The organism is Azospirillum sp. A26, from assembly GCF_042604635.1.
Lineage (GTDB): Bacteria > Pseudomonadota > Alphaproteobacteria > Azospirillales > Azospirillaceae > Azospirillum > Azospirillum palustre.
The window spans coordinates 2,280,468-2,305,200 of the sequence record NZ_CP170472.1; the positions used below are offsets into that span (position 1 = coordinate 2,280,468).

Annotated in this window: 21 protein-coding genes; 17 read left to right on the plus strand and 4 right to left on the minus strand. The window is 65.2% G+C overall.

What is annotated here, in order from left to right:
• The first annotated feature begins 6 nt into the window (after window positions 1–6).
• The 10 genes from ABNQ39_RS11485 (at window position 7) to ABNQ39_RS11530 (ending at window position 16,965) form a co-directional block, all read left to right on the plus strand.
• On the plus strand, window positions 7–8,760 hold the full coding sequence (locus tag ABNQ39_RS11485; RefSeq protein WP_376957742.1) for a phage tail length tape measure family protein: 8,754 nt from the start codon (window positions 7–9) through the stop codon (window positions 8,758–8,760).
• On the plus strand, window positions 8,757–10,586 hold the full coding sequence (locus ABNQ39_RS11490; protein ID WP_376957743.1) for a hypothetical protein: 1,830 nt from the start codon (window positions 8,757–8,759) through the stop codon (window positions 10,584–10,586). The genes ABNQ39_RS11485 and ABNQ39_RS11490 overlap by 4 nt, the downstream gene beginning before the upstream one ends.
• Window positions 10,583–11,455: a hypothetical protein gene (locus ABNQ39_RS11495; protein ID WP_376957744.1), complete on the plus strand. Its 873-nt coding sequence runs from the start codon at window positions 10,583–10,585 to the stop codon at window positions 11,453–11,455. Before ABNQ39_RS11490 ends, ABNQ39_RS11495 begins: the two co-directional genes overlap by 4 nt.
• 2 nt (window positions 11,456–11,457) lie before the next feature.
• Window positions 11,458–13,008 (plus strand): phage head spike fiber domain-containing protein, encoded by a 1,551-nt coding sequence (locus tag ABNQ39_RS11500; RefSeq protein WP_376957745.1) that lies wholly within the window; start codon window positions 11,458–11,460, stop codon window positions 13,006–13,008.
• A 7-nt stretch (window positions 13,009–13,015) separates the two neighbouring features.
• Complete coding sequence (locus tag ABNQ39_RS11505) at window positions 13,016–13,339, plus strand: hypothetical protein (protein WP_376957746.1); 324 nt, start codon at window positions 13,016–13,018, stop codon at window positions 13,337–13,339.
• Window positions 13,336–14,001, plus strand: a complete 666-nt coding sequence (locus ABNQ39_RS11510; protein WP_376957747.1) for a hypothetical protein — start codon at window positions 13,336–13,338, stop codon at window positions 13,999–14,001. The genes ABNQ39_RS11505 and ABNQ39_RS11510 overlap by 4 nt, the downstream gene beginning before the upstream one ends.
• A 555-nt stretch (window positions 14,002–14,556) precedes the next feature.
• On the plus strand, window positions 14,557–14,712 hold the full coding sequence (locus ABNQ39_RS11515) for a hypothetical protein (RefSeq protein ID WP_376957748.1): 156 nt from the start codon (window positions 14,557–14,559) through the stop codon (window positions 14,710–14,712).
• A gap of 50 nt (window positions 14,713–14,762) precedes the next feature.
• A complete protein-coding gene (locus ABNQ39_RS11520) occupies window positions 14,763–15,443 on the plus strand; it encodes a hypothetical protein (RefSeq protein ID WP_376957749.1) in 681 nt (226 codons plus the stop codon).
• Between the two features lie 90 nt (window positions 15,444–15,533).
• Entirely contained in the window at window positions 15,534–16,109 is a 576-nt protein-coding gene (locus ABNQ39_RS11525) for a hypothetical protein (RefSeq protein WP_376957750.1), read from the plus strand.
• Window positions 16,110–16,572: 463 nt separating this feature from the next.
• A complete protein-coding gene (locus ABNQ39_RS11530; protein ID WP_376957751.1) occupies window positions 16,573–16,965 on the plus strand; it encodes a response regulator in 393 nt (130 codons plus the stop codon).
• Between the two features lie 25 nt (window positions 16,966–16,990).
• On the opposite strand, the gene ABNQ39_RS11535 is transcribed toward ABNQ39_RS11530, so the two are convergent.
• Window positions 16,991–17,236, minus strand: coding sequence for a hypothetical protein (locus ABNQ39_RS11535; protein ID WP_376957752.1), 246 nt, complete (start codon window positions 17,234–17,236; stop codon window positions 16,991–16,993).
• Between the two features lie 111 nt (window positions 17,237–17,347).
• On the opposite strand from ABNQ39_RS11535, the gene ABNQ39_RS11540 reads away from it, so the two are divergent.
• The gene (locus ABNQ39_RS11540) at window positions 17,348–17,983 is read left to right on the plus strand and encodes a hypothetical protein (protein ID WP_376957753.1); all 636 of its coding nucleotides are present in this window, start codon (window positions 17,348–17,350) and stop codon (window positions 17,981–17,983) included.
• 125 nt (window positions 17,984–18,108) lie between these two features.
• On the plus strand, window positions 18,109–18,327 hold the full coding sequence (locus ABNQ39_RS11545) for a ribbon-helix-helix domain-containing protein (RefSeq protein WP_376957754.1): 219 nt from the start codon (window positions 18,109–18,111) through the stop codon (window positions 18,325–18,327).
• Here the strand turns inward: ABNQ39_RS11545 and ABNQ39_RS11550 are convergent.
• Entirely contained in the window at window positions 18,292–19,185 is an 894-nt protein-coding gene (locus ABNQ39_RS11550; protein ID WP_376957755.1) for a DMT family transporter, read from the minus strand. The two genes, ABNQ39_RS11545 and ABNQ39_RS11550, sit on opposite strands and share 36 nt — an antisense overlap.
• Before the next feature lie 465 nt (window positions 19,186–19,650).
• Here ABNQ39_RS11550 and ABNQ39_RS11555 point away from each other — a divergent pair, with 465 nt between their 5' ends.
• From ABNQ39_RS11555 to ABNQ39_RS11570, 4 genes are all read left to right on the plus strand, one after another.
• Window positions 19,651–20,712 (plus strand): PAS domain-containing protein, encoded by a 1,062-nt coding sequence (locus ABNQ39_RS11555; protein WP_376957756.1) that lies wholly within the window; start codon window positions 19,651–19,653, stop codon window positions 20,710–20,712.
• 11 nt (window positions 20,713–20,723) lie between these two features.
• Window positions 20,724–21,152, plus strand: coding sequence for a hypothetical protein (locus tag ABNQ39_RS11560; RefSeq protein WP_376957757.1), 429 nt, complete (start codon window positions 20,724–20,726; stop codon window positions 21,150–21,152).
• A gap of 97 nt (window positions 21,153–21,249) precedes the next feature.
• Window positions 21,250–21,531 (plus strand): hypothetical protein, encoded by a 282-nt coding sequence (locus tag ABNQ39_RS11565; protein WP_376957758.1) that lies wholly within the window; start codon window positions 21,250–21,252, stop codon window positions 21,529–21,531.
• 135 nt (window positions 21,532–21,666) lie between these two features.
• Window positions 21,667–21,999 (plus strand): hypothetical protein, encoded by a 333-nt coding sequence (locus ABNQ39_RS11570; RefSeq protein WP_376957759.1) that lies wholly within the window; start codon window positions 21,667–21,669, stop codon window positions 21,997–21,999.
• Here the strand turns inward: ABNQ39_RS11570 and ABNQ39_RS11575 are convergent.
• Together ABNQ39_RS11575 and ABNQ39_RS11580 are read right to left on the minus strand one after the other, a co-directional pair.
• Complete coding sequence (locus ABNQ39_RS11575) at window positions 21,977–23,236, minus strand: tyrosine-type recombinase/integrase (protein WP_376957760.1); 1,260 nt, start codon at window positions 23,234–23,236, stop codon at window positions 21,977–21,979. The two genes, ABNQ39_RS11570 and ABNQ39_RS11575, sit on opposite strands and share 23 nt — an antisense overlap.
• A 324-nt stretch (window positions 23,237–23,560) precedes the next feature.
• Window positions 23,561–23,758: a hypothetical protein gene (locus ABNQ39_RS11580; protein WP_174473558.1), complete on the minus strand. Its 198-nt coding sequence runs from the start codon at window positions 23,756–23,758 to the stop codon at window positions 23,561–23,563.
• A 343-nt stretch (window positions 23,759–24,101) separates the two neighbouring features.
• Here ABNQ39_RS11580 and ABNQ39_RS11585 point away from each other — a divergent pair, with 343 nt between their 5' ends.
• The gene (locus ABNQ39_RS11585) at window positions 24,102–24,650 is read left to right on the plus strand and encodes an NADPH-dependent FMN reductase (protein WP_109051872.1); all 549 of its coding nucleotides are present in this window, start codon (window positions 24,102–24,104) and stop codon (window positions 24,648–24,650) included.
• Window positions 24,651–24,733: the final 83 nt, after the last annotated feature.

Genomic DNA, 24,733 nt, shown 5'->3' on the forward strand with positions numbered 1-24,733 from the left:
GCTCCCATGACCGAAGAAAAGATCGCCTCCCTAACCGTCGACGGTTCGGGCGCGCTGAACACGCTCGACCAGATCGAGGCCCGGATGGACAAGGTGGGGGACTCTGTGGAGTCCAATTCCCGCCGTCTCGCCAGCTATGGCCGCGACTTCTCGGCCATCGCCCGGTCGCTCGGCGTCTACACCGACGCATGGGAGCGGGTGAAGCGGGTTCAGGAGGGGGCGCAGCGGGCCGTCGATGCCGGCCGTATCACCCAGGAGCAGGCGAACCGCGTCATCGGCGAGGCCAAGCTCCGCTACGACGAGACGGCCCGCTCCGCCAAGGCGGCGGCCGATGCCCAAGCCCAGGCGGCAGCGGAGATGGCCCGCGCCACCGCCGCCACTGCCCAGGGCCTGGAGCAGGTCCGCCGGCAGTACGACCCGGCCTATGCCGCCGCCGCGAAGTACCGGGACGAGGTGGCCCGCGTCTCAAAGGTCATGGATGCCGCCGGGGTGACCGGCCACGAGTATGCGGCCACGCTGAAGGCCATCGCCGACGCGCTGGACCCGGTCACGCGGGCCGAACGGCAGCGCGCGGAGGAAAGCGCCCGCGCGGCCGAGACGGAAGCCCAGGCCCAGGCGGCGCTTGCCGACGAACTCGACCGGGTGCGGAGCCGCTACAACGGCAGCAGCGCCGAGGTGAGGCGGTACATCGAAGAGATGAACCGGGTTACGCGCATCCTCGAACAGGCGAACGTCGCCGAACAGGAGCGCGTCCGCATCCTCGGCGAGGTGGCCGCCGCCTACGATCCGCTGGTCAGGGCGGAGAAGGAGCGCGCCGACGCCGAGCGTCGTGCCCAGGAGCAGGCCGAACAGGCCACCCAGCAGATGATCGAGCGCGAGCGCGCGACCCAGCGCGCCGCCGACGCTCAGGAGCATTTCAACCGGCTGTTGGGCGTCAACACCGCGAGCCGCACCTCCGCCGCCGGCTCCGCCTCGGTGTTCGAGGGGGCCGATCAGGAGGCCCAGGCGCTTCAGCGCCTCCTGGACAAGCTGGACCCGGCCGCCGCCGCACAGCGTCGCTTCGCCGATCAGCAGAAGCAGTTGGACGAAGCGCTCGCCGCGAAGAAGATCGATGACGCCCAATACACGCGGCTGACCAAATCGTTGCAGGATCAGCAGGCCGCCTTCACTGGCGCCGCCCGCAGCGCCACCGCCCACACGCGCGCCCTGCAAATCCTCTCGCCGCAGCTCTCCGACATCGCCGTCCAGGCCTACAGCGGCACCAGCGCCCTCACCATCCTGGTGCAGCAGGGGCCGCAGATTTTCGACGGCCTGATGGCCGCCGGCAAGGAGGCGGTGGTCGCCGCCGCCCGCTTCGCCCTCCTGGCCGCGCCCGTGCTCGCCATCGGCGCCGCTCTGGGGGCCGTCGCCTATGGCGCCGCCCGCTTCAACAGCGACGTGCGCGAGTTCGACCGGACCGTCCGACTGACCGGCGGCGCCGTTGGTGTCGCGTCCGGGCAGTTCGCCGACTTCTCCGATCAGGTGGCGGCAACTGCCGGGGTCTCCCAGGCCTCGGCGCGCGAGATGGTCACCGCCTTCGCCGGCACCGGCCGCATCGGCGCGGGCATGCTGTCCGACCTGACCAAGGCGACCAAGGATTGGGCGCTGGTCACCGGCCGGGACACGGACGAGGCGAGTTCCGACCTCGCCAAACTGTTCTCCGATCCGTCCAAGGCGGTGGACGAGCTGACCAGCCGTTACGGGCTGTTCGACGCCGCCCAGGCGCGCGTCATCAAGAACTATCAGGCCCAGGGTGAGCTGGAGCGCGCCCAGCAGCTCCTCCTTCAGGGGCTGGAGAACCGCGCGGCAGGAGCGGCAGAGAAGCTGGGCGCCCTCGAACAGGGCTGGAAGAACCTCAAGAAGTTCGTCTCCGACGGGGTCGATGAGATTGCCAGGGCCGAGCAGGGTCCGAGTCGGCAGGAACAAATCCAGCGTCTGCAATGGTCTCTGAATGGCTCGGGCGGCTACCTGACCACCGCCGGCCGCCGCGCCGACGAAGACGAGCTTGCCCGCCTGGAGCAGTTGGAGCGGGACGACTCGATCCAGGGATGGGCCAACGGTGTGCGGGCGGAGTTCGTCCGCGTCTCGCACTCCATGGACGAGTTCGCCCGCTCGGTCGACCCGGTGATCGCCGCGCAGGAGGCGCTGGAGAACCGGACGAAGCAGGTGGCGCGGGCGGAAGAACTCGGCGCGGTGTCCAAACAGGAGGCTATCCGCCTCCTTGAGCTCTACCGCCGCCAGCTTCTCGACACGCTGAGCCCGACCCAGGCGTTCGCCGAAGAGACCGAGCGACAGGCCCGCGTCATGGAGGCCGCAGCAGGCCGCATGCGCGACTTCGAACAGCAGCGGCAGGCCACCCTGGCGAAGCGCGGCGCCAAGCCGGGCGACAGCCTGACGCAGGGCGAAACTGCGACGATCAACACCACCCTTGACCGCAAATACGCGGCCGAGGCTGCCGACCGGCACCGCACGGCGCAGGAAGCGATCATCGACGCCCGCGCGCTTGCCGCCGCCACCGCGTCGCTGTCCCAGCCGGCCATCATCGCCGCCCAGGCCGAGGCCGTGTTCTTCAAGGTGTTGCGGGAGAGCAACGACTGGAAGAAGGCGGATCGAGCCGAACGTGACGCCTACACCAAGGGCATGATCGAGTGGTCGGCGCAGGTCGATGCATCGGTCAAGACGTCCTCCCTTGCCGTAGATGCCGCCCGCCGGCTGGCCGCCGCGCAGGCGCAGGGCGGTGACATCGCCATGGCGATGGCCCAGGCGCAGAACGTCTATGCGGAGAACATCGCCCGCGGCATCGATCCGACCCGCGCCCGCACCCTGGCGCAGGCCGACCTGCAGAAGTCCATGGCGGCCCTGGCAGGTCAGCAGGCGGCATGGAACCGCGACCTTGCCGAGCAGATCGAGGCGGCCCGCCGGCTGGCCGATGCCGAGGGAGTGTCCGCCGCCGCGGTCGCAGAAACGACCATTCAAAACAAGGCCAGGGCGCAGGCGCTGAAGGAAGGCGTCGGCCTGGAGTCCGACCGCGCCCGCGCCATCGAAGTGGGCACCCGCGCGCTGGAAGCCCAGAACGCTATCGCGCGGGTGAACAACACAATCCGCTCGCAGAACCGCGATCTCCAGCTCGCCCGAGCCGAATACGACCTGCTGGGCTCCAGCAATGCCGAGCGGGAGCGCGGCGTCGCCATCATGAAGGCGACGCTGGAGGTGCAGGACTCGGCCGATTGGCAGCAGGCGCCGAAGGAGGCCCGTGACGCCTGGGTCGCCCAGGCCGGCGCCGTCGCCGAGTATCAGGCGCGCGTTGCCGATGCCACAGCAACCAGCCGCGATTTTGCCTCTGCCATCGCCACCGGTTTCGAGAACGCGCTGCTGTCCGGGGAAAAGTTCTCGGATGTCCTGAAGTCGCTGGTGAAGGACATCGAGCGGGTGTTCCTCCGCAGCTTCGTCACGAAGCCTCTGGAGACGTGGGTCCAGGGCACGATGACCAAGCTGCTGTCGCCGACACCGGTCGGCGACAGTGCGGTTCAGCCTGTGAAGGCGGCCGATCCAGGCGGCAACCTCGCACGCTTCCAGGAGCTGGCCCGCCGGGCGTCCACAGCCCCCGTGCCGGTGCTGGTCACGAACGCCGCCGGCATGGGTGGGATGGGTGCGACCGACGCCCAACCCCTGCCGGTGGCGGTCAAGAGCGCGGCCGGGCTGGAAGTTATGGCCGATCAGATCGCCGGCAAATACGGGCTGGATGCTAGCCTGTTCAAGGCGGTCATCACCCGCGAGTCGTCGTGGAACCCGAACGCCGTAAATCCCAAGTCTGGCGCGGCCGGGCTGGGTCAGGTGATGCCGGCCAACTGGAAGGCATACGGCATCACCAATCCGCTCGATGCCCAGCAGAACATGGAGGCATCGGCCCGGATCCTGCGCGAGCACCTTGACCGAGCCGGCGGCGACGTGTCGAAGGCCCTGTCCACATACAGCGGCCATATCAAGACCAGCGGCGACGCCTATGTCGCTTCCGTGATGTCGACCAAGGGCGCCTACGACCGCGGCACCTCCGCCATGGAGACGGCCAGCCGGGCAACCAGCGGCGTCACCGCGGCGCAGGAGCGCGCCCGCCAAGCCCAGGTCGACGCGGTGGAGGTCCAGCACACCGCCACCGACAGCACCCAGACGATGGCCGCCAGTCAGCAGTCGTGGGTGGACAGCACTCTCGGGCTGACCAGCGCCACCGACGGCGCATCCTCCTCCCTCAAGGCCCACAGCCTTGCGATGGGCGACGGTGCCGCCGCTGCCACCGATGGGCTGACCAAGGCGGGCGACAGCGCAACCGCCTTCGGTGCGGCGGCGACAGAAGGCGCGGACACCTTCCTCGGCGGCCTCTCCAAGATGCTGAGCGGAGCCGGCGACTGGATCAGCGGGCTATTCAGCGGCACCGGCCAGCAACAGAAGGTGATCAAGAACGCTGACGGAAGCACGTCCTTTGCACCGTCGGTGAAGGGGGCCGGTGGATCGTGGCTGGACCGTCCGATCTTCGAGGACACCAGCCCGCAGGCGTTGTTCGACGCCGGGCAAGGGGGCAGTTGGAAGAACGGTCAATGGGTCAACCCCAGTCAGTCGGGTGGGCTGACGTGGGGGCAGTCCCTGCAAGGCGTCGGCGGGATCGCAAGCGGCGCCATGACGGCAACCCAGAAAGGCGCGACCGCCGGCCAGAAGATCGGCGGCGGCCTGATGATGGCCGGCGGCGTGGTGGCGATGATCCCCGGCGGCCAGATCGTCGGCGGCGTGATGATGGCGGCCGGCGCACTGCTGTCAGCCGTGACGGGTGCGAAGGATCGCGGCGAGAAATACTCGATCTCGCACATCACTCTCCAGGGCAACAGCAAGTATGCGCTCGGTGCCTCTGCTCAGGACAATGACGGCGATGCGACCCGTTTCAACTCTGATGCCTCGAAGGTCGCGAAGGGCCTGAATGACATTGCGGCCCGGCTGGACCTGAAGCCCGGAACGGCCGACAGCTACATCGACAGCAAGAACAAATCTGCCGAGCAGGCGGCGCTCGATATCCTCAAGGGCATGAAATCGGGCGTGCCCGAGATCGCCTACGCCATCGCGCACGAGAGCGCGGTGTCGCTGGAGGACATGCTCAACCATCTGGAGTTCGCGAACGGCTTCAACACCCAAGTCCAGGCGCTCCGATCCACCATTTCCGACCTTTTCAGCGAGTTTCAGACCGGGGTGGAGGCCGGTAACACGCTTGGTCGGACCCTGACCCAATTCGTCGACAATGCTCAGACCGTCTTCGCGGTCAGCAAAGGCGCCAAGCTGCCGGGGTTCGCTCGCGGCACGGTCTCCGCGCCGTCGGGATGGGCCATCGTAGGCGAAGAGGGGCCGGAAGTCGTCCAACTGGCCGGTGGCGAGAGGATTTGGAACGCTCGCGAAAGCGCTCAGATGCTGGCCGCGCAAGGCATCGGCGCCGACACGGAACTGGTCCACGTCCGGCCCGATGAGCTGGCGTGGATGCGCCAGACGCTGGGCGGCATGCAGACCAATCCCAGCACCGGCCTGCCGATGTTTCTTGAGGGGGAGACCGGTGGCGTCAGCGATACCGGCGGGTCGAGGGGCGGAGCCGGCAGCGGCGGAGACAGCAACGACGACGACAGTGGTGGCTGGGGGCTCGGCGGGCTGGTAGATGCCATCTCGGGCTTTGCCGACGACATCAGCGGCTGGACCAGCGACATCGCTGGCTGGGTGTCGGATCTGGCCGGCTGGCAGAGCGACAATGCCGAGAACACCGCCACGCAGACAGAGGCGATGGCCGGGCTGATCGGCCTCGGCCCGACCGCCGTTGCTGCCGCCCTGTCGGCTGCCGCCTCGACCATCGGGCCGGGCCTCACCGGCATGCTGGAGGCGATCACCGGCGAAAGGGGCACCGCCGCGGCGGTCAGCCACGACTATGGCGACCAGACCAGCGCCGTATCGGGCACCGCCGGTACCATCGGAGAGCGGGCCGTGGCCGCCAACGGCGGGCGCGGGTCTTTCGGGGCGTGGCAGGGCGCCTCGGCCGCGGAGATCGACAGCACGCTCGCCGCCCTGACCGCCGCCATCAAGGCGGACCCCACCGGCAAGCTGACGTCGGAGATGGTCGGATCGGCGCGCGTCGGCGATCCGGGCAGCGGCGGGATCAGCGTGAAGGAGCTGGCGGACAACCCCGCGGCCATCCTGTGGAGCCAAGTCGGTGATCCGGCGATAGCGCTTCAGCAACTGGACACCGCGGCGCAGCAACTGCTCAAGACAACCGGTGCGATCCCGGAGGTGTTGCAACGGGCGCTGGATGGGGCCAACGCGCGGGCGGCTGCTCTCGGCATCCCGACCGCAACGGCTGCCCGGCAGGTGCAGGAGACGGCGGAGCGGCAGAAGGCTGAGAAGCTGGACGAACAGTTCACCGCGGTCGGTCTGGTCCGGAGTCGGGTTTCAGAGCTGAACGACATCGTCGTCAGCCTCGGCAACAACACCTTCAGCCCGATTGGCAAGGACTTCGACAAGCTCGCCTCGGACATGGCGAAGGCGGCCGACGCCTATATTGCCGCCGGCCAGACCGTTCCTGACGGTCTCTATGGCGCGATGAAGCAGATGCAGGCGCTCGGCGCGGTCAAGCAGCGCCTGCTGGATGAAGTGTCCGGCGTCACCGTCGAGACCAGCCCAGAACAGAAGAAGGTCGAGCAGCTCAAGGGAAAGTGGTCGAACACGGCCACGGATTTGGTCAAGGCGTTCAACAGCGTCGGCATCGTCGGCGACGAACTCGCCGCGAAACTGAACGAAGGTTTCTCGAATGCCCTGCGGCAGGAACAGGGCAGCTACAGCGACACGCTGGACACCGCATTCCGCAAGTCGAAGGGAGAGGAGGGATACGACAGCGCGGTCACGCTGATCGACAGCTACAAGACCGCGGTCGACGATGTGAACTCGCTCTGGCCGGAAGGCGCCGCCCGCGCCGACCAGATGGCGAAGGTCACCGGAACCCTCACCAACAACATGGCGGGGCTGGTCAAGTCGGGCAGCATCACCAGCACCAGCCTGCAACAGATCATCACCGCGTTCAGCAACACGCCCGAGGTGGTGAACGCGGCTCGGGCGGCGCTCCAAGCCCTGAACGACGCCACGGCGGAGGCGACCCGGACATTCAACTCCGGCGTCTCGGCCCGGATGCAGGCGGCGGTCGGGAATGCCCGCGGTTCGGGGCTGATCACCCTGGACGAGCAGCAGCGCCAGGAACTGAGGACCGCCCAGGAAGCCGGGAGGGACACCACCCAGCTTCAACAGGTCCAGTTGGCCGAACGCGGCCTGAAGGCGTTCGAGTTGGCCCAGGCGGACGTGGTGGCTGCCTACGACCAGCAGATCACCTCTCAGCAGGACCTGATCACGAACCTCCAGGAAGGAGCCGTCGCTGCCGCCGCCGTCGCAAGGCAGTTCCGGCAGGCATACGACAGCCTGGCGCTCGGCGACACCAGCCCGCTCGGTGCTTACGACAAGCTGTTGGAGGCCCGCCGGCAGTTCGAGGCAGCTTACAGCACTGCTACCAGCAGCACGGCCAGCGACACCGAGAAGACGGCGGCGCAATCGCTCCTCCAGCAACTCGGCCCGTCGTTGGTGTCGCTGGCGCAAGCCTACTTCGCCAACAGCAACCGGGAGGATTATGACCGGGTGCGCACGGTGTTCGACCAGCTCGGCACTGCGCCAACCGGCTCTGCCGGCGACACCGCCGATCAACAGCTACAGGCAGCCCAGGCCTCGCTGAAAGAGCTTCAGCGGCAGCGGGCCGATGCTGCCCGGATCGGCGAGCGGCAGTACGGCGCCATCTCCGACCTGAAAGGGGTGATGGATCAATCCTATGCCGTGTGGCAGGCGGCGCTGTCCCCGCTCCAGAGGTTGACGGGCACGACGCCCGGCACCTCTCAGCCGACCACGGTCAACACCTCTCGCTATGCCGCCTCCGCCGCGGTGCAGGCGCAATGGGACGGCCTGTCGGCCAGTGATCAACTGGGTGTTGCCCGGCAAATAGGATGGCAGGGGGACATTGACGAGTCCTTCAACATCTGGCTGGCGACCGCCTCCGGGAAAGAAGGCAGCTTCGAGTCTGAGGTTTCCACCGCCGACAAGCGGCGGCGCTTGCTGGCTTTCACAGCCGCAGACATCGAGGCGAATTTCGGTCAATTCCCGGATATCCAGGCCGCGCGTGCTGCCAATCCAGGCTTTGATTTAGCTGAGTGGTTCATACGAGCCGGCATCAATGAGGTGCTGGCGGGGACGCGGCATATCCCCGGTTTCGCAACTGGCACCATGGCAACCCCTCCCGGTGCGGTGTGGGTCGGAGAAAAGGGGCCGGAGCTGCTGTGGCAGGGCGGCGGCGCGGCGGTCGCGTCGAGTGCCGACTCGGTGCGGATCGCCAGCCTCTGGCAGTCCGCAGCCAATGACCGCATGCCGGCCAGCTATGCCGCCTTCACCCCGTCCCGGCAGGCGGCGCCGGCACAGCAGATCGACCTCACCCCGTTCTTGGACCGGATCGACGCCCTCACCCGTGAGGTGCAGATGCTCCGGGCCGAGCGGAGCCGCGACGCCCGCGGTCACGCGGCGCTGACCGAACAGGACATCGCCATCAACGCCGCAGGCCACGCCCGCACCGAGGCGGCGCTGAAGCGCGAGCAGAACGTGCGGAGGGCAGCATGACCATGATCCACCTCGTAGAAATCGGCTGTTATGTCGGCGGCACGTCCGGCAGCAGCCACGCGGTCGGGACGGGGCTGAAAAGCTTCGTCCAGACCGCCGGCCCGCAGGCCACCACATGGATGACGCTGCGGGTGGAGGCGGCCGACGGCTCCGAGGCATGGATGGACGGGCTGGTGGTGGATGCATCCGCCGCCGGCTTCACCCTGTCGGTCAAGGCGACGGGGGGAGGCGGGGTGCATGCAGGATGGAAGCTCGCCGCCGGCACCCTGCGCTTCGCCAACGAGGAATATGACCACTCCAGCGGCCCCGGCCCGTTCGAGCCGATCATCGCCGCCGACGGCTACGCCATGGGGTCCGTCACCCTTCACGGCGACGGCCGGTCCTTCGGCGCGGCCGACCGGGAAATGGGGTGGGTCAAGATCGCCAACACCGGCCGCCTCGATCACCTCCGCCGCTACGCCTATTTCGGCCGACTGGCGCGCGAGCTGGTGGTGGAGGGGCCGACTGCGGCCTATTCGACGGCCACCGTGCTGAGAACCGGCACGGTGGAGCAGCCGGTGGCGAATGCGGAAGACGTGCTGTTCAGGTGGCGCGGCAAGCTGTCCGATCTGGACAGCCGGTGGCAGTCGTCCACATATCCCGGCACCGGGGCGGGCGGCATGTCCACGGTCGGCGGCGAGGGGCTGAAGGACCAGCCTCGTCCCCGCCTCCGCGGCTACCGGCCGCAGATCGAGCCGGTGCCCACCAACAACGCCGGGGACCTTCGGCAGATCAGCGACCGCCTCATCCATGGCGTCGCCGATGGCCGCAACAAAGGCGCCCCCATCGCTGTCGGCGTGAAGTGCTCGACGCTGGCCGCGCTCCAGGCCGCGAGCCCCGCGTCCGGCACCTTCAACTGGTACGACGGGTCCGGCGGGGACGGGGCATGGTGCAAGACCACCTTCGGTTCGCAGGGTGGCGTCTTCACCCTGGCGGCGTGGGAGGGAGCAACGGCAGCCGACCGAACGCTGGCGCAGGTCTGGCGGCGGATCCTGATCGAAGACTGTGGGTATGGCTCGCTGGACATCTCGGCTGCCGACGTGGCGGCGCTGGACACTGCCTGCCCTTGGGAGGCGGGAGTTTGGGCCGGAACCTCGGAGAAGACCAAGCGGGAGGTCCTGGACGATCTGTGCGGCGGCGTCGCCGGCTATCACGACGACGACCTCGGCCTGTGGCGCATCACCTACGACGGGGCCGCCGCGGGCGAGCCGGCGCTGACCTTCCGGCGGCTGACCGGCATCGACGAGGATGCCCCGCTTGGCCATGTCCCCTACACCTCGCTGGAGCTGGTGGTCAGCGGTGACGACACCCGCGGCCTACCGGTCTGCGGTGTTGATGTGACCTTCGCGCCGCGCGACCGGCGGCTCGATGCCGGCGATCTTGCCGGCGACAGCACCTCGGCAACCGACCCCGTGGGCGGCGCCGATGTTCGGACGCAGATCACCAGCGAGGCTCTCACCGCGACATGGCCCACCACGGGCGACGGCAAAGACCCGGCCGTCATCGCCCTGTGGGGGGAGCGCCGGCTGCCGATCAAGACCGCGCTGCGTTACCGGGCCGACGCCCTCGCGCTCGCCCAGCGGCTGTTCGCTGTGCATTCCAAGCTCCGCGACCGCTTCACCCTGACCGCCGACCTGACGCCGGAGACCAGCATCGCGCGGCCGGGGTTGGACATCGCCGTCCAGTCCACTCGCTACGGGCTGTCCGACGGAAAGACGCTGCGCGTCAACGGACGCGAAATGGAAGGCCGCAGCATGAAACTCGACCTGATGGAGGCACCTGAATGAGCGACCTCGCCGCGATCATCGGCCTGGAGCGCTGGACCGGACAGTTCGTGTTCGAGGCCGGCGGCGCCCCCTGGGACCCCGACCGGCCGGTGTCGAACCTCGGCAGCATGCCCCTGTACCGGCTGGGGCAAACCGCGACCGGAAACCTGTCCGACACCGTCTTCATCGCCCGCTCGCTGACGCCGGTGCCGGTCGGTCTGCTTGCCTTCGTCGGGCACAATGGCGACGGCGACGACACCTTCGACATCGAGTTGTTCGCCGATCACGACATGCACGAGCCGGTGGGCTCGATCCTGGGCGAAGAGTTCTGGCCCATCGTCTACGACCGGTCGGCCCTGCCGTTCGAGCACGAGTCGTTCTGGACCGGCAAGCTGCCGGCCAGAAAGCGGGCGCTGAGGCGCGCACCGGTCCGGCCGGTGTGGCTGCCGACCCCGGTGATGGTTCAGGCGATCCGCGTGACCATGCGACGCGATAATCCGTCCATTGGGCCATTTCGGATCCGCATGTTCGAGATCGCGCTCGGGCATCAGGTGTCTATCGCTCCGGCGCTTGACCTGTCCTACGGCCTGCGCTTCCGCACCACCAGCGTGGAGGCGGAGTGCGGCCACAAGGAGTTCAACCGGCTGCCGGCACCCCAGGTGTGGAAAGGCTCCCTGGCCTACCTGCCGAATGATGAAGCCCGCCAGTGGATGTACGACGCCCTGGAAGAGTACGACCTGGACGTCCCCTTCCTCTTCCTGCCGTTCCCTGGCCGCGGCGTCGACTGGACCCGCATGTGCCAGCTCGTCCGCAATACCGATCCCGGCACCTTCAGCGTCGTGACCGGCAGTCACGATCAGGTGCCGTTCGCCTTTGAAGGAGTTCTCTGACCATGGTGATGCTCAAGGGCAAAAGTTACACCGGCGACGACCTCGGTACGAATTTCGGCCACAAGAAGAAAACCCAGGCCGGCGCCGATGGGGTGACCCGCGACCAGTGGGAGAACCTGTTCGTCGACGGCATCGCCGAGATGTCCGACCGAGTAGCGGCGGTCACCACGCTACAACAGGGGGCGGCTGCCTCAGCCTCCGCCGCCTCCGCCAGCCAGACCGCTTCCGCCGGGTCGGCAACCGCAGCGGCCGGCAGCGCGTCAACCGCCACCACGCAAGCGGGCATCGCTGTTGCCGCCGCCAACACCGTGGCCGGCATCGTTCAGCATGTGCAGCCATACGAGATCGCCGGCATCCCGCCCATCCTCGATTTCCCTTTCTCCGGCCCGAATGCGGTCCCGGCTGGGGTCATCACCGGATCGTCCTCCAAGTGGGTGACGGACAAGGCGGGCCTTCTGACCAGCGTTGCCGCCGGCACGCCGCCAATCGACTACGACCCTGTGACTGCCGCCCTCCGGGGGCTGCTGGTGGAGGAGGCGCGGACCAACCTGCTGACTTACAGCCGCACGCGCAGCAATGCAGCGTGGTCTAAAACGCGGTGCACGATCTCGGAGAACAGCGACACCGGCATTGACGGCACGGCAGCGGCTGACCGGATTGTCGCCGATGGAACCGGGGCTTTTGTCAACACGACGCAGGCAGTGTCTGGCTCCGGCTCCACACGATACGTCTACTACGACGTGCTGAAACCCGGCACCCTGACGCAGGCTGGTCTTCGCCTGCAAGTCGGCTCGTCGTCCTATGTGGGCAAGGTATTTGACCTGTCCAGCGGGACGGTGGTCGCCAATACTGACGCCTCTGCGCCGGCCGGGTTCGGGATCGTTCCGCTGTACGGGGGCTACTACCTCTGCTGGATCAGCGATACCACGGCATCCGGCTTCACTGCACCGGCCGGCTTCACCTACCTCGCGGCAGCAGGTTCCATTGGCAGCTCGCCGTCGGCCGGCACGTACATCATCACCGATGGCGCGCAGCTCGAAGCTGGTGCGTTCCCCACTTCGAGGATCGTCACCACCTCATCCACTGTCAACCGCGCGGCCGATGTCAACTCGCTGGCAGTGTCCAACATCCCCGGGTGGAATGCATCTGAAGGAACGATCTATGTGGAGGCCGATATGCAGGTCACCACGACATACCCTGCCGTGATCCAGCTCGATGACGGCACGTTCAACAACTTCATCCGGATCATCGGTATCCCCAACTCAACCGCTCTGTGGGCGGAGGTGTACGTCGGGGGGGTAGCGCAGGCCACGCTTGTGCTCGGCAACATGACTGCCGGCACAACATTCCGCGCTGCCATATCGTGGAAAGCGAACGCCTTCGCCGCCTGCCTCAATGGCGGCGCGGTCGTTACCGATACCAGCGGCTCCGTGCCGAGCGTCACCCAATTGAAGCTCGGCAGCGGCGGTGCGACTGCGCTCGGAGGCCATATCCGCCGATTTGTGGGGTGGTCTCGCGCACTGCCTTCGACTCTGCAACTCCTAACCGCGTGAGGCTGATATGCCCAAGACCCTGCGCCTACGCGCGGACACTGAGGCCGCGCTTATCGACGCCCTGCCGATGCTGCGTCAGGGCGACGGATGGCTTACCGCCGGCCCGCTGTGTGACTTCGACCCCATCGGCCCGCTCGCCCTGACCGCCCCTGTGCTCGATCCGGATACCGGAGAGGTGACGGAACCCGCCGACATAGACGAGCGGTGGCATGCCAACATCCGCGGCCCGCGTGTCGGCGCCGATCCTGACGCCTGGGCCGCCATTGTCGTCGCCGCCGAGCCCTTCACCCTGACCGACATCGCTAACCCGCGCCGGAGGTTCCAGCCGTGACTATTCCACTCGCCTCTCCCACGGTAGCCGGCATGATGGGACCGCTAGACAAGCAGCGCGTCGACGCGGTGCCCGGCATGCAAACCAGCCTGACGACCGTGCAGGCCGCCGTCACCGCGGCGCAGGCTGGGGTGACGACCTCTATCCAGCAGGGGCTCCATACGATCTGGCTGCCCGCTATCGGCATGATCGGCCGCGTCACCAGCGGCCCGATCTACAACAGCACCGAAACAACCACCAACAAGGTGTTGATGGCCGGCTATGACTTCGACCCGAACACAGCGCAGTACGGGCAATTCATGGTGGCCATGCCGAAGAGTTGGAACCTTGGAACGGTGACTGCGCATTTTGTGTGGACCGCCCTGACGGGTAGCGGCTCCATCATCTGGGGCATCCAGGGCCTTGCGGTGGGTGATGGTGACGCGCTGGATGCGGCCTTCGGATCGGCGGTCACGGTGACGGACACCCTGCTGACCGCCAGCCAAGCCCACCTGACCGGCGCCACAGCAGCTATGACCATCGCGGGCAACCCCGCCGCCATGGACAGCGTCATTTTCCAAGTCTACCGGGACGCGGCGGCCGGCGGCGACACGCTGACCTCGTCGGCGCGTCTGCTGGGCGTCAGGCTCTACCTGACCATCGCGGCGCAGACGGACGCCTGACCATGCTCCTGAATGCACTCAGTCCGTCTGCCACTCTACCCACGCGCCGTGGATGGTCGGCATTCATGATCTCTTGCCAGTCGAAGCAAGGGGGAGGAAACTATAATTATCAAATTCGAGAGTTGAGGTTTCTATCTGGCAGCGCTCAGATACCGGCCGTAAATATGACAGGAGCTAACTCTCCAGCGCCGCTGGTTGTATCGGCCTCTGATTACTCCGATGCGAACTATCCTTGGCAGGCTTTCGACGGCACAGCGAACCTTTGGTCATCTGCCGGGCCAGATGGCTTTCCATGGCTCCAACTGTACCTCGGCGCAGGTGCTTCCGTTGGGGTCAGCGGCGTAGTCATGACTGCCGCCGCGGGGCTGGGGGCACCCACGTCGTTTCAAGTCTTCGGCTCCCAGAACCTCACAAACTGGACGCTTATCGCATTCCCCGGCGGCCTGACCTGGGCCGACAGCGAAACCAAGACCATCACTTGGTAGCGCGACAACACTCCAACCCCCGACCAACCCGGCCGCCGCGAGCGGCCTTTTTCGTGCCCGGAGGTTCCCCATGCCCGATGGCTCATCCCCGGCCGAGCAGCAGGCGCTGGCCGACTGCGGCGGCGACAAAGACGCCGCTATCCTGCTGCTCGCCCTTCTTCTGACCAAAGCCCGCGGTGGGCTGTCCGCCGGGCTGTTGCGGTTGCCGCCGGCCGACCGGCGGTAGAAGCGTTACGGACGCCCTGTAACGCATAATTCCCCACCATGGAGACGACCATGACCACCATGCCCACCGGCGCGGCGATCCCGCGCGCCATCACCGTCACGCCGCTGACCCACCCCGAAGCGGTCGACCTGATCGTCTTCGCGGAGGTGACCAGTCGCCGCACCTATGAAGCGCGCTACGTCCACCCGACATGGCCGGGCGGAGAGAGCGGCGTGACCATCGGCATCGGCTACGACCTTGCCCACCACGATCCCGACGACTTGGTGCTGGACTGGCCCACCATGCCGCCGGGCTCGCGCGCCCTGCTGGAGCGGGCTTGCGGCGTGTCCGGCATGCCGGCTAAGGACGCTGCTGCCAAGCTGTCCAGCGTCGTCGTGCCCTGGGATGCGGCCTACGCCTGCTTCCGGGATCGGACCCTGCCGAAGTACGAGCGGATGACTGTCGATGCTTTCCCCGACTCGGTCGACCTTCCGCCCCTGTGCTTTGGCCCGCTGGTCAGTCTCGTCTACAACCGCGGCGCCGGCATGGGCGAACAGGGAAAGGCGTCCTGGGACAGCCGGCGCGAGATGCGGGCCATCCGGGACCTGATCGCCGCCGGCCGGTTGGACGAGGTGCCGGCGCAGTTCCGGGCGATGAAGCGGCTCTGGCCGGGCGTGGGTGGGCTTCTGACCCGCCGCGATGCCGAGGCCGCCATGTGGGAACGCGGGCTGGCCGGGCTCATGGAGGGGTAAACTTTAACGGGGCGGCGCCCAACTTAGATGAACTTGAGGACGAAGCTCCCTGACTGCGATACACTTATTTTGCGAAGCGAGGGTTGAGCTATGTCTGAACACGATGTAAATGGACCGGATTGGACGGGCGTTCCCGAAGCAATTGCGAAAGAAATCTCTCGACAAGGAGAGGTTAGAACCGCAGCCCTTATGACAATCTCATTGGCTACCGTTCAAAGAGCGATGACGTTTGCCAGCATCACAGCAACAGCCACCACAGCAACAGTTGGTGCGGGAATTGCCTCCGCATCAGGATCTCCATTGTTCGCAGGCTTGACCGCGCCTGCCTTTACCGCCGCACTCTTTTTTTGGCTCAGCTGCATCTTGTGTGTAACTCAGGCGCGCCCCATCCCCCTGCATGCCCCTGGCAAACATCCTCAATTGCTTTATGGCGATACCGAATACATGGCAGGCCCTGCGCAACGCTCGTTCGGTTGGGATGCAGAGACATATCAAACTTCAATCAACTTCAACGAGGAATGCCTCGCCCGAGATGGCCGCCATATGATGACGGCCATCTGGTTGGCAGTCTTTGCCCCAGCCGCCGCCCTTATTTCTTGGGTGGCTGAGGGGGCGGGGGTGGGGGCATGGGTGGCCGCGGTGGGCCAGCACCTGGGCTTCCTCTAGTAACTGGTGGTGGCGGGGGAGGCTTGGAAAAGCGCATGATTACTCCATCAGGCTTGTGACGCACCTGATGGTAGTGAAGGGATGCTAAAGAGTCGATCCCAGCTTCTCCCAAATCAAGGCCGCCCCTCACCGGGTGGCCTTTCTTCTTCCGACATCAACCAGCCGCCCGGCCTCCCGCCCGGCGGCTTTTTTATGCCCACAAGGAGGGGCAATCATCATGGGCGTCAGTATCCCGCCCATCAACGCCCCGACGCTAGGCGAAGAGAACCGCGGGGTTGGGTGGGGAATAGCCTGTTCGCCACTGGCTGCGAACGCGACTTAAAGAGAAAACGTATACAGCCACGTCGATATCCGATTGGGAACCATATTCGGGTTGACCGCAAGTTGAGCGCATTTTGAATTTCGCAAACTATGGTCATGACAATGGCCTTGCGCTCGTTCTCAACCATGGATCACGGATACCATGATGATTTTGCAACATTTTCGGATCTTAATTGTAGAAGATGATGGTCTTGTCTTGTTGGGACTTGCCGAAACATGTGAAGCCGTCGGCTATTCCGTGACCTGCGCCTACAACGGGAAAGACGGACTAAGGGCATTTGCCGCAGCACCGTTCGATGTGGTGGTAACCGACCTCAAAATGCCTGTGTGCGATGGCCGACGTATGATCCGAGAACTGCGCGCCGAATGGCCGTGCCTGCCAATCGTCGTGGTGACGGCCGATCCTCCTGCTGGCGGGGTGCGGGACCTGACAGGCGACACCCCCGGTACGACCGTTCTATTGCACAAACCCATGCCCGCTAACGCCTTGCTCATGGCATTGCGAGCGATCTTTGAAGCGAAAGACATTTCTTGACCAACTTCGACGCCGGCTGAGCGCCTCAGTCGGACAACAACGCAATCCGCGCGTCCCACCCGTCCGGGCTGAGTTTCCATGTGCCCGGCTCCTCGCCGGGCATCACCAGCCCCAGATCATAGCACTCAACCAGAAGCCAGCCGGGCAGGATTGGGTCTCTCTGCGCACAGATTTCTCCTGTGTCCGGACTGGCCGCCAGCAGACACAGGACTTGATCCTGCGTCAGATGCCTCTGCACGGCGGATCGGTTGCTGTACTGCGGCTTCGGCATGCTGACCTCCCTGTGGCTCCCCAGCATGCCCTCACTCCATCCACCTGACAATCCATCCGCCTGCGCGCCATCCCGGCCGCGGGCTTTTTCATGCCTGAAAGGAGGCATCTCATGTTCGGACTTCTCAGCCTCGCAGCCACCTACCTTATTCCGCTGCTTGGCGATGCCGTCGGCTCGCTGTTCAGCGACGACGCCCAGCCGGCGGCGAAGGCGGTCACCACAGCAGTTGCGCAGGCAGCCATCGACACCGCGGCCAAGGCCACCGGCATCACCATCACCGATGAAGCCTCGATGCAGCAGGCGGCGCAGGCCCTGCAAGCGGACCCGACCAAGTTGGCGGATTACCAGCGGGCACTGACCGAGCGGGCGCTTGGGGAAATGGCCGAGGTGACGAAGCGACTGTCCCTGGATAATGACGACCGAGCCTCGGCGCGGGCGCACGATCTCGCCTATCTCACCACCGGCAGGCGGAACAGCCGCCCGGACGTGCTGATCGGTATTGCCGTCGTCGGGGTGGTTGCCTGTGTCCTCACCTTGGTGCTGGGAAAGGTGGACGGCAACACCGCGGTGGGCGGCTTCATCATCGGCGTGGGGATGCTGTTGGCCGGCAAGATCGGGACCGCCTTCGATTTCGAGTTCGGCAGCTCGGCCGGATCGCAGGCCAAGGACGATGCGCTCCAGCAGCGTGGCGGGATGGGGCTGGCGCTCGGGCGCACCTTCGAGAAGGTGAAGGGGGTGGCGCGCTGAACTGCGGCGGGGGCCGCTCCCAGCGGGTGGCCCCCGCATCGGTTCGGCCGGCACACACGAATCATTTCAGAGGCGTCCCGATGAAATACATGTGATCGTATGTATAAAACTTACGGGATATGCCGATGATCAGCCGGGCAATGAAGATCAATGGCCGACGTGCCAGCGTGAAGCTGGAGTCGGGCTTCTGGAAGGCACTGGACGACATGGCCCGGCGGCGCGGGATAAGCATCATCGCCCTGATATCTGAGATCGACAGGACTCGCGGAACCGCGCCGCTCACCAGTGCATTGAGGGTGGCGGCTGTCTCATACTTCCGCGAGGCGCTTCATCGGATGGCTTGACCGGCCGGCATTGCCGGAGGAAACCACCACGAAGGCGGCCAGCAGGACGATCACCGCGCCGATCCCGGTCAGCATGCTCGGCACCTCGCCGAACAGCAGCCAGCCTAAGCCGGCGGCGGCCGGCACCGCCAGGAAGTCCAGCGGCGCCAGGAAGCCCACCGTGGCCCGGCTGAACGCCTTGGCCGCGGTGTACTGCGCCGCGACGCCGAACAGGCCCAGGGCGGCCAGGACCGGCCAGTCCGCAGCAGGCGGCGTCACCCAGCCCGGCAGAGCGGCGGGCAGGGTGCCCAGCACCGACGCGGCCGAATAGATCAGCACGATCAGGGCCGGCGCGTTGCCGGCCTCCGTCAGCCTGCGGACGGCTGTCTGGCTGCCTGCGGTGGCAACAGCCGCAACCATGGCCGCCAGCACGCCCCAGACCTGTTCCGGCTCCTGTAGGGCCGGCACCAGGGGGATGGCTGCGCCAATGAAGCCGATCACCACCGCCACCCACACGACCGGGCCGGACCGCTCGCTCAGCATCAGTTGGGCGGCGATGGGCAACATGAGTGCGCGGGTGAAGAAGATCAGGAACACCAGGGCGAGCGGCGCATTGCCGAGCGCATACATGAAGCAGTAGAGCGCCAGCACCCCCAGGCCGCACCGGAGCAGGTAGCCGACCGGGTCCTTCGCCTTGCCCAGGTCCGCGACGAGGCGCCACACCATCACCAGCACCACAGCCCCGGCGGCAGCCCGGAAGAAGGCCAGCTCGGCGGTGGGCAGCTTGGTGCCGAGGAACTTCGCTGCTGCCGACGAGGCGCTGAAGGTGATGGCGGAGGCGAGCGCCCAAAGAGCGGCTTGAACGGACGAGGGAAGCATTTCGCTCCGAGTCGGTATCGTGTGTGGGGGTGAACAACCCCTACCAGCGTCGGATCCGACCGGCAACGGCGATTGTCGTCACAATTTGTTACACTCGTTTCCAGACTGAAATTTTAGAGAATTCGTACGGCAGGTTGCAGTTAGGTGATTCCCGTAGGGTAGATCACAGCCGGCCGCCTCGCTCCGGATCGAATGATCCTGAAATAACATTTTTTCGATGAAAAGATGGCTCCCGAGAATAGTATCGTAGAAAATGAGTCATTTCTTTCCCGCATATCAAGAAAATATCACTGTATCATTAAAATTATTGACGTCTATTTCTTTAGTGGTAGAAAGTTGAAAAGGGAAGATTACCCGAGTATGCGCCTCGTTTGGTTGGGATCATCTTTCAATTGCCATAAAATTATGTGTCCCCTCTATTACCGTAATGTTAGCTTGGGTTGAGAGCGACCAAAGAGCACTGCCATGTCCTTCCTCGATCGCATCGACGACCTGCCGGCCCCGATAGCCGAAATCGTTCGCGTCACGGATGCGGCGGGCGGCGCTGTGGTGGCATTCAGCAGCGACGACCGCATTCTGCTTGCCAACCACGCGCAGCGGCAGCTGATGCCTTGCTGCGATTACAATCATGACGACACTTACTCATCTCTGTTTTGGCGGTTGTTGGACAGGGGGATGACCGGAAATCCGGTGGCAAAAGAAACTCCCGAAAAGTGGCTTCGTCGTGCAATTGAGGTTCGAGAGAACAGCCCAAATCTTGATTGGGTAAATAATTACAAATGGGGCAAGATGCTTGTATCCCACTTTCGCCTAGATAATGGCGTCAGTGTACAGGCGCGCCTCGACATGAAAGTTGCCGGGCTTGAGCACTATTTCCATGGATTGGAAACTTGCACGGGCGTTATGCGCATGCTTCGCCTGCGCCAGGAAATCCGAGGGCTTGAGTGGGCGCTTGATAGCCTGGGGCTTGCGGTAGCGCTGGTTGACCGGACAGGCAGCATCCTGCACGCCAATTCCAGCTTCCTCGAAATGCTGGGCCTCGCGAATGGGCTGCTGAGTGTCGATGGGAACGGGATCGGCGCGACGGACGCTTGCGACGATCTCGTGCTGAGGCACGCCATCCAGAGCGTTGCGAGCGGCGTTGTCCCCGCGGCCTACGTCCCCATTCGCCGCGTTCGACAGGATCCTCTGATCATGGCGATCAGCACGGGCCAGTCTCCGGGCACCGCCATCATTGCGACCGCTCGGTTCGGCGAAGACCTATCCGAGGTCGGCGCCGCAGTGCGTCAAGCGCTGGGCACCACGCCAGCCGAGGCAGAAGCGCTGGTCGGCATCGGCGCAGGGGAATCTGTAGTTGAGTTTTCGGACCGGCACGGATTTGCGCCAAGCACAATCTATCGCCGCGTCGACGACGCCAAGAAAAAGCTTCGGAAGCACAGCTTTGCCACCCCCGACTTGGCTGGCATTGCCAGTCTCGTGACCGGGATAGCGGCAATCACCCGCGCCCCCAAAGGGCGCAAACACTGAGGAGCATGAGCATGGGCATCAAGGTCGCGAACATCGACTTTTCCCCGTACAAGCAGGCAATGCTCGATAAGGGTACGGCCCCGGCCGAGATGGAGGCTTGCTGGGCCGATTTGCTGGTGCTGCTGCACGCCACCGAAGATACTGGCCGTGCGCATGCGATGACGGAAGGTGCCGATAAGGCGCTCCACGATCTGGTGAGCGACACCGCCGGCTTGCTGCGGGTGAGCGCTGCGATCCTCGGCGCTGGTCGCGTTCTGGTTCACGATCCGCGCGCCTATGGCACGCCGGAGTTCGATGCCACCTGGGAAAACACGCGCGCCGCCTTCGCGAAGCGCGGCATCGATCTGCCGGCCGACTACCGCTCGGATCGCGGCGGCTTCCGCTCGGCCGCGACATGCCTTGTGTCTCCGACTCTGATCGATGAACTCCAGGCCGCCTAACCGCAGCTGATGGGCGCCCGCCTGCGTCAACAGGCGGGCGCCCTGTCCAAGCTGGTCACCCAGCCCAGACGATCACCCGAAGCCGTAGGAAGCAACGATGATCACGAAAGAGCATACCGCCGTAATCGGCGGTGGCAAGGACTGCTATGCCCCGCAAGTCGGTCTCTACGTCGACCATCTGACGCCGGGTCAGCTCCGTCAGCGCGCCGCCAACGACCGGGCCGATGCCCTGGCGCTGGCCGGCAAGCTGTCGGCCGCGTCGGTCGCCATGCTGCTCAATGACGCAGCTCAATGCGAGGTGCGGGCGGCGCTGCTTGAGATGGATGCGGCCGACTCGCGTTTTTGGAAAGGGGGTGACGGGGCTCGAGGTACGGCTTAAGTTTGTTCAGCATACGTTCCCGTCACTCCGGAAACGACAAGCGCCCAGCTGTTGGAGCAGCTGGGCGCCATGTCCGATCCGGATCCATACGAAACCAGATCGCGACGCGATCCACACGGAGGCTACAGCAAGCCCATGAAGATCGAACCCGAGAATATCCCCGATCCGCCAGAGCGCAAGCCCACTCTGGTGGAAAACGAGAAACCGCCTCCGATTCCTGTAACTTCCGAACTCCCCAGGATCGGGCTGACATTTGCGGATGCCGAGCGCGCCATAGAAAATGCCGATCCAGATCGGGCGTCTGATTTGGCTTGCGCAATCCACAAAGCCACCCCTGCAACTTACGGCGATGCACTGGTCAAGTTAAGGCTTCTCTCTGGAGAACTCGGGCTGAGAGGGGGGTATGGATATTCGTTAATCGAAAGTCTTGATAAAATTGTTGATTTCATGGAGCGTCACGAACCTTAGACTTGACTGCGTCAAGCACTACGGACGCCCATTTTTCCAAGGCGTCCTTCTTTTCTTCCATATATGAATGCCGATCATAAACCCCACGCACGCCGCCGATAACGTGCCCGATGACGCGTTCAGCGACATCGCTTCCAATGCGCAATTCGGACAGCCCGGTGCGGAGCGTGCGACGCAGGTCGTGCAGCGTCCACCGGGGGATGTCCTCCACGCCCGATTCCCGACGGCGCTCGTTAATCTTCTTGTCCAGCACCGCCTTTGCCCAGCTATAGCCGGTGAACCCGGCCTCCGGCACAGTGGTAAACACGAATTTGTCGGAGACGCGGGCCTGCCGCTTGATGATCTGGCACGCTGCCGGCACTAGGGGCACGACATGGACGATCCCGGTCTTGTACCGGTCAGAGGGGATCGTCCAGACGCCCGCATCCAGGTCCAGCTCGGCGCGCTGCATCCCGCTCACTTCGTCGCGCCGCTGACCGGTCAGCATGAGCACCTTCACCATGTCTGGGAAAGTTCCCGAGATCTCGTCGCACGCAAGCCAGATGTCCCGCAATTCCTCATAGGTAAGCACACGGTCCCGGCTCTGGCGCTGGAGGGAGCCGCCGCGCTTTCGCCCGCGGCTAGGGCTCGCAAGAGCGTTCGCCTCCAAGTCGCCGCGGTCAACGCCCCAATTCACGATGCGGAGGGTGATCTCCCGGACTTTGTGCGCCTTCTGGATATGGCCAGCGGAGGTGATCGGATCCAGCAGCGACACCAGATCGCGGCGACGCAGATCGACGAGAGCCCTGTCCTTCCATGAAGGGAGCACCTCCCGCCTGACGATGGCTTCCACCTCCTTCCCTCTGCGCAGAGACGGGCATTCCTGCCGGAAGTAGAGATCAGCCAAACCACCGAAAGAGCCAGGAAAGTAACCTGTTGCCTCCTTCTGCGCCTCGGCCGCCTTCGCCTGCACCTTGGCGGCCTTCTTCTCCGCCGCAGGATCAATGCCAGCTTCGACGGCTTCCAGAACGGTAGCCGCCTTCTCCCGTGCCTTGCCCAGGTCAAGGGCCGGATAATGGCCGAGGGTGAGACGCTTCTGTTTCCCCTCATGGCGATAGAACACGAACCACGACTTGTTCGCATCCCCAACTCGAAGGCCGAACCCCGGCATTGAGACGTCGAAGAGTTCGAGGCGTGCCCCCGGTGCTGGGGGCTTGGCGTGCTCCACGGTCTTCGTGGTCAACTTCACCTTGGGCATGATCGGACTTCCTGGGCGTGGCGCGGGTAACAAATTGGGTAACAAGCGTCGCGTTTGGTAGCATGACGCAATGTTACGCATTGTGCCGAAGAAAGTCGAGAACCCAAGGAAATTCAACGGGTGCGTGTTATGTGCCGTGCTTGAAAGTTACAGTCCGCACATCTTGGAGAACGAGATGCTGAACGGCGACGTCATCCGTCTGGACGGCGCCATCCGCATGGCGCCCCAGTAAGGCCGTCGCATCGGTCAGGGGCGGCTCCCCCCGCCGGGGTCGGGGTCGCTCCTGCAACCGTCGATATGGTGCCTTCGGATGAGGCGATGTCTTCAGACTTCCGCCATGGCGGCTTCGTCGGCGCGTTCCGCCTCGCCCAGCAGATCGATCAGCAGGGTGGTGCACTGCTGAAGCCGCTGGTCGGCAGTGGCGGTCGCCATGTCGCGGCCGGTCATCTCCTGCCATTCCTGCAGCATCAGCGCCAGATGTTTCCGGACGTGATCGTCCCGATCCAGTCGCCGCGTCGCCATGTCGCCTCCCCTTTTTTCCGGTCCGTCAGAACCGAAGCCCGAATCCGATGGCCGCGCACGGTGGCGCGTCCTACCCTTTGTGTGGCCTCTAAGTGGGTAGTCATCCAGCCAATCAACAGTCGCAGCCCAAGATGGTCACAGCCGGGACGAACTGCCCTTCCGGGCTTGCCCCGATGGCAACGCGGCCATGTCCTCTTGGAAAAAGCTGGACCTGTTGGAAAGCCGGGCCTGCACCGACCATTTCAGCGCCATTGTGTCCGTCCCGCAACTCCATCGACTGGACCGGGACCGGCAATTGCCCGTAAGAAAACGGACCGAAGACTACAGGAAAGGCAACCGCTTCATGACCGATGCAACGGTGCGTGCCAAACTGCTGGGCCTGCCCGGCAGCCTGCGCAGCAACTCCAACTCGCTGGCCATCCTGCGCGGATTGCAGGACGCCCTGCCGGCCGGCGCCAGCATGGACATCCGCGACCTGCGCCTGCCGCTCTACGATCAGGACATCGATACGCCCGACGCCCCAGCGGAGGTGCATGCCTTCCGTCAGGCCATTGCCGACGCCGACGGCGTCGTCATCGTCACGCCGGAATACAATTACGGCATGCCGGGCGTGCTGAAGAACGCGCTGGACTGGGCCTCGCGCCCCTATGGCAAGTCGGCACTGATCGGCAAGCCGGTGCTGGTCATCTCCAACTCCCCCGCCTTCACCGGCGGCGTGCGGGCGCACCAGCAGGTGAACGACACGCTGCTGGCGCTTCCGGCCAAGCTGCTGGGCGGCCCCCAGGTGGTGATCGGCGGCGTCGGCGAGAAGATCAAGGACGGCAAGCTGGCCGACGAAGCGGTGCTGAAATTCACGCTCGGCGCCATCGACAGGATGATCGCGACAGGATGATCGCCGCGAAGTAGCGCCCAAAGGAAAAGGGCCGGCCCCTTGCGGAGCCGGCCCTTTTCCTTGTTCAGGTCCTGCGGACGCGA

Bases quoted from the DNA above. Each gene is read 5' to 3' on its own strand.
- ABNQ39_RS11485 (WP_376957742.1), top strand. From the start codon at position 7: ATGACCGAAGAAAAGATCGCCTCCCTAACCGTCGACGGTTCGGGCGCG.
- ABNQ39_RS11490 (WP_376957743.1), top strand. From the start codon at position 8,757: ATGACCATGATCCACCTCGTAGAAATCGGCTGTTATGTCGGCGGCACG.
- ABNQ39_RS11495 (WP_376957744.1), top strand. From the start codon at position 10,583: ATGAGCGACCTCGCCGCGATCATCGGCCTGGAGCGCTGGACCGGACAG.
- ABNQ39_RS11500 (WP_376957745.1), top strand. From the start codon at position 11,458: ATGGTGATGCTCAAGGGCAAAAGTTACACCGGCGACGACCTCGGTACG.
- ABNQ39_RS11505 (WP_376957746.1), top strand. From the start codon at position 13,016: ATGCCCAAGACCCTGCGCCTACGCGCGGACACTGAGGCCGCGCTTATC.
- ABNQ39_RS11515 (WP_376957748.1), top strand. From the start codon at position 14,557: ATGCCCGATGGCTCATCCCCGGCCGAGCAGCAGGCGCTGGCCGACTGC.
- ABNQ39_RS11520 (WP_376957749.1), top strand. From the start codon at position 14,763: ATGACCACCATGCCCACCGGCGCGGCGATCCCGCGCGCCATCACCGTC.
- ABNQ39_RS11525 (WP_376957750.1), top strand. From the start codon at position 15,534: ATGTCTGAACACGATGTAAATGGACCGGATTGGACGGGCGTTCCCGAA.
- ABNQ39_RS11530 (WP_376957751.1), top strand. From the start codon at position 16,573: ATGATGATTTTGCAACATTTTCGGATCTTAATTGTAGAAGATGATGGT.
- ABNQ39_RS11535 (WP_376957752.1), bottom strand. From the start codon at position 17,236: ATGCCGAAGCCGCAGTACAGCAACCGATCCGCCGTGCAGAGGCATCTG.
- ABNQ39_RS11540 (WP_376957753.1), top strand. From the start codon at position 17,348: ATGTTCGGACTTCTCAGCCTCGCAGCCACCTACCTTATTCCGCTGCTT.
- ABNQ39_RS11545 (WP_376957754.1), top strand. From the start codon at position 18,109: ATGATCAGCCGGGCAATGAAGATCAATGGCCGACGTGCCAGCGTGAAG.
- ABNQ39_RS11550 (WP_376957755.1), bottom strand. From the start codon at position 19,185: ATGCTTCCCTCGTCCGTTCAAGCCGCTCTTTGGGCGCTCGCCTCCGCC.
- ABNQ39_RS11555 (WP_376957756.1), top strand. From the start codon at position 19,651: ATGTCCTTCCTCGATCGCATCGACGACCTGCCGGCCCCGATAGCCGAA.
- ABNQ39_RS11560 (WP_376957757.1), top strand. From the start codon at position 20,724: ATGGGCATCAAGGTCGCGAACATCGACTTTTCCCCGTACAAGCAGGCA.
- ABNQ39_RS11565 (WP_376957758.1), top strand. From the start codon at position 21,250: ATGATCACGAAAGAGCATACCGCCGTAATCGGCGGTGGCAAGGACTGC.
- ABNQ39_RS11570 (WP_376957759.1), top strand. From the start codon at position 21,667: ATGAAGATCGAACCCGAGAATATCCCCGATCCGCCAGAGCGCAAGCCC.
- ABNQ39_RS11575 (WP_376957760.1), bottom strand. From the start codon at position 23,236: ATGCCCAAGGTGAAGTTGACCACGAAGACCGTGGAGCACGCCAAGCCC.
- ABNQ39_RS11580 (WP_174473558.1), bottom strand. From the start codon at position 23,758: ATGGCGACGCGGCGACTGGATCGGGACGATCACGTCCGGAAACATCTG.
- ABNQ39_RS11585 (WP_109051872.1), top strand. From the start codon at position 24,102: ATGACCGATGCAACGGTGCGTGCCAAACTGCTGGGCCTGCCCGGCAGC.